Annotated in this window: 4 protein-coding genes; all 4 read left to right on the top strand. The window is 71.4% G+C overall.

Annotation, left to right across the window (positions count from 1 at the left end):
* The first annotated feature begins 114 nt into the window (after nucleotides 1-114).
* The 4 genes from HUU94_RS06465 (at nucleotide 115) to moaC (ending at nucleotide 3,199) form a co-directional block, all read left to right on the top strand.
* On the top strand, nucleotides 115-708 hold the full coding sequence (locus tag HUU94_RS06465) for an anthranilate synthase component II (protein WP_174274282.1): 594 nt from the start codon (nucleotides 115-117) through the stop codon (nucleotides 706-708).
* Nucleotides 705-1,700: an anthranilate phosphoribosyltransferase gene (trpD, locus tag HUU94_RS06460; protein ID WP_174274281.1), complete on the top strand. Its 996-nt coding sequence runs from the start codon at nucleotides 705-707 to the stop codon at nucleotides 1,698-1,700. Before HUU94_RS06465 ends, trpD begins: the two co-directional genes overlap by 4 nt.
* 246 nt (nucleotides 1,701-1,946) lie before the next feature.
* Nucleotides 1,947-2,735, top strand: coding sequence for an indole-3-glycerol phosphate synthase TrpC (gene trpC, locus HUU94_RS06455; RefSeq protein WP_174274280.1), 789 nt, complete (start codon nucleotides 1,947-1,949; stop codon nucleotides 2,733-2,735).
* On the top strand, nucleotides 2,732-3,199 hold the full coding sequence (moaC, locus tag HUU94_RS06450; protein WP_174274279.1) for a cyclic pyranopterin monophosphate synthase MoaC: 468 nt from the start codon (nucleotides 2,732-2,734) through the stop codon (nucleotides 3,197-3,199). The genes trpC and moaC overlap by 4 nt, the downstream gene beginning before the upstream one ends.
* Nucleotides 3,200-3,264: the final 65 nt, after the last annotated feature.

Below are 3,264 nucleotides of genomic sequence, written 5' to 3'. Positions count from 1 at the left end.
CACCCCGGCCTTGAGCCGGGGTCCCGCTTCTTCAGCGTCGGCAGGCAGCGGGACCCCGGCTCAAGGCCGGGGTGACGGTTCGACTTGAACAGAACAGACCCTAGGCCACCCCCCATGATCCTCGTCATCGACAATTACGACAGCTTCACCTGGAACCTCGTCCATTATCTGCGCGAGCTCGGCGCCGAGGTCGATGTCGTGCGCAACGATGCGATGGGGGTCGGGCAGGCGATGTCCTCGGGCGCCGAGGCGTTCCTGATCTCGCCGGGGCCGGGCGATCCGCGCAACGCCGGCATCAGCCTCGGCCTCGTCGCCGCCTGCGCCGAGGCGGGGCGGCCCCTGCTCGGCGTCTGCCTCGGCCATCAGGCGATCGGGCAATGCTTCGGCGGGCAGGTCCGCCGCGCGGGCGAGCTGATGCACGGCAAGACCTGCCCGATCCTCCACGACGGCACCGGCCTGTTCGCGGGGCTGCCCTCGCCCTTCACCGGCGCGCGCTATCATTCGCTGGCGGTGCCTGAGCAGACGCTGCCCCCCGATCTGATCGTCAACGCGCGCGCGCCCGACGGCACGATCATGGGCTTCCGCCACCGGAGCCTGCCGATCCACGGCGTCCAATTCCATCCCGAAAGCATCGCCACCGAACATGGCCATGCGATGCTGACCAACTTCATGACGCTGGCGGGCATTCGGGTGATGACGCGCGCGTGACGACGATCGCGCCGCTCCCCGATCCCGCGACGCCGCTCGATCACCAGAGCGCCGATCAGGCCTTCGCCGACATCCTCGACGGCAAGGTGCCCGACGCCGCCGTCGCCGCCTTCCTGATCGCGCTCAGCGATCGCGGCGAGACGAGCATCGAGATCGCCGCCGCCGCGCGCGCGCTGCGCCGGCGGATGCTGCCGATCGCCGCTCCCGCCGATGCGATCGACGTCTGCGGCACGGGCGGCGACGGCCACCATACGCTCAACGTCTCCACCGCCGTCGCATTGGTCGTGGCAGGCTGCGGCGTGCCCGTCGCCAAGCATGGCAACCGCGCCGCATCGTCCAAGGCGGGTGCTGCGGATACGCTGGAAGCGCTCGGCCTCGATATGGCGCGCGCCGGCGAAAGCGCCGAGGCGAGCCTTGCCGAGCTCGGCATCTGCTTCCTGTTCGCCGCCAACCATCATCCCGCGATGCGCCGCATCCAGCCGATCCGCAAAGCGATCGGGCGGCGGACGATCTTCAACCTGATGGGCCCGCTCGCCAACCCCGCGCGCACCATGCGCCAGCTCATCGGCATCGCGCGCCCCGATTATGTCGGCACCTATGCCGAGGCGCTGGCTTTGCTCGGCGACGGCCGGGCCTGGGTCGTCTCGGGCGAGGAGGGGCTCGACGAAATCTCGATCGCCGGGCCGACCGCGCTGGTCGAGGTCGACGGCGGCGCCACCCGCGCGCGCACCCTGCTGCCCGAAGACGCCGCGCTCCCCCGCCACCCGATCGCCGCGATTCGCGGCGGCGATGAGGCGGAGAATGCCGCCGCACTCCGCCGCCTGCTCGGCGGAGAGCAGGGCGCCTATCGCGACGCGGTGCTGCTCAACGCCGCCGCCGCGCTGATGGTCGCGGGCGAGGTCGCCGACCTCCCCGCAGCCGCCGCCCGCGCCGCCGAGGCGCTGGACACGGGCGCGGCCGACGATCTGCTGGAGAAATGGCTGCGCTTCTGACGCCGGCTCCCCCGCTCCCGCCGAGCAGAGGCCGAGTAGCTCCATACGAGAACCGTCACCCCGCCTTGAGCCGGGGTCCCGCTGCCTGTCGACGTTGAAGAAGAAGCGGGACCCCGGCTCAAGGCCGGGGTGACGAGAGTTCGACGTCAAGACGAGAGGTCAGCGTCGACAGGACAGGCCCTAACCGACAGCAGCCCCTCATTTCAGCATGACGCATCCCGCCCGCGCGCCCTATAGGCTGGCGCGATGCCCGACCGCCTGACCGAAATCCTCGCCGCCAAGCGCGCGCATGTCACGGCGCGAAGGGCCGAGACCAGCCTCGCCGCGCTCGAAGCCGCTGCCGCCACGCAAAGCGCCCCGCGCGGCTTCCGCGCGGCACTCGATCGTGCCGCCGCCGACGGCTTCGGGCTGATCGCGGAGATCAAGAAGGCCTCGCCCTCCAAGGGGCTGATCCGCGCCGATTTCGATCCGCCGGCGCACGCGCGCGCCTATCGGGCCGGCGGCGCGGCCTGCCTGTCGATCCTCACCGACGCGCCCTATTTCCAGGGCGCCGAAGAGTATCTCGTCGCCGCCCGCGCCGCCTGCGCGCTGCCCTGCCTGCGCAAGGATTTCATGGTCGATCCTTGGCAGGTCGTGGAGGCGCGCGCGCTCGGCGCCGATGCGATTCTCATCATCGTCGCGGCGCTCGACGATGCCGCGATGGCCGAGATCGAGGCGGCGGCGCTCGGCCATGGCATGGACGTGCTCGTCGAGGTCCACGACGCCGCCGAACTGGAGCGCGCGCTCCGCCTGAAGTCGCGGCTGATCGGCGTCAACAACCGCGACCTGCGCGATTTCTCGGTCGATTTCGCGCGCACCTACGAACTCGTCGGCAGCGCGCCGGGCGACTGCACCTTCGTCGCCGAGAGCGGGCTCGGCAGCCACGCCGATCTGCGCGCGATGGCCGAACATGGCGTCCGCTGCTTCCTCGTCGGCGAGGCGCTGATGCGCCAGCCCGACGTCGAAGCCGCGACCCGCGCGTTGCTGGGGACATGACCAGGCTCACCCACCTCGACGATAGCGGCGCCGCGCATATGGTCGATGTCTCGACCAAGCCCGCGACGCGGCGCGAGGCGACCGCCGAGGGCCGCATCCTGATGTCCGCCGCCGCGCTCGCCGCGATCCGCGAGGGCAGCCTGGCCAAGGGCGATGCGCTCGCCGTCGCGCGCGTCGCGGGGATCATGGCGGCCAAGAAGACCCCCGATCTGATCCCGCTCTGCCATCCGATCGCGCTCGCCAAGGTCTCGATCGATCTCCTGATCGACGACGACGGCATCGCCTGCGCCGCGACGGTCGCCACCACCGGGCCGACCGGAGTAGAGATGGAGGCGCTGACCGCCGTCGCCGCCGCCTTGCTGACGCTCTACGACATGGCCAAGGCGCTGGATCGCGGCATGACGATCGAGGGCGTGCGGCTGCGCGCCAAATCGGGCGGCCGCTCGGGCGACTGGCGCGCCTGATGGCGCTGCAAAGCGTCGCCGAGGCGCAGGCGCGGCTGCTGGCGCTGGCCGAGCCGTTGGCCGTC

It is taken from the genome of Sphingomonas bacterium, assembly GCF_903644055.1.
Lineage (GTDB): Bacteria > Pseudomonadota > Alphaproteobacteria > Sphingomonadales > Sphingomonadaceae > Sphingomonas_I.
Note: the sequence above shows the minus strand (reverse complement) of the source record. Positions and strands in the feature narration are given on the sequence as shown.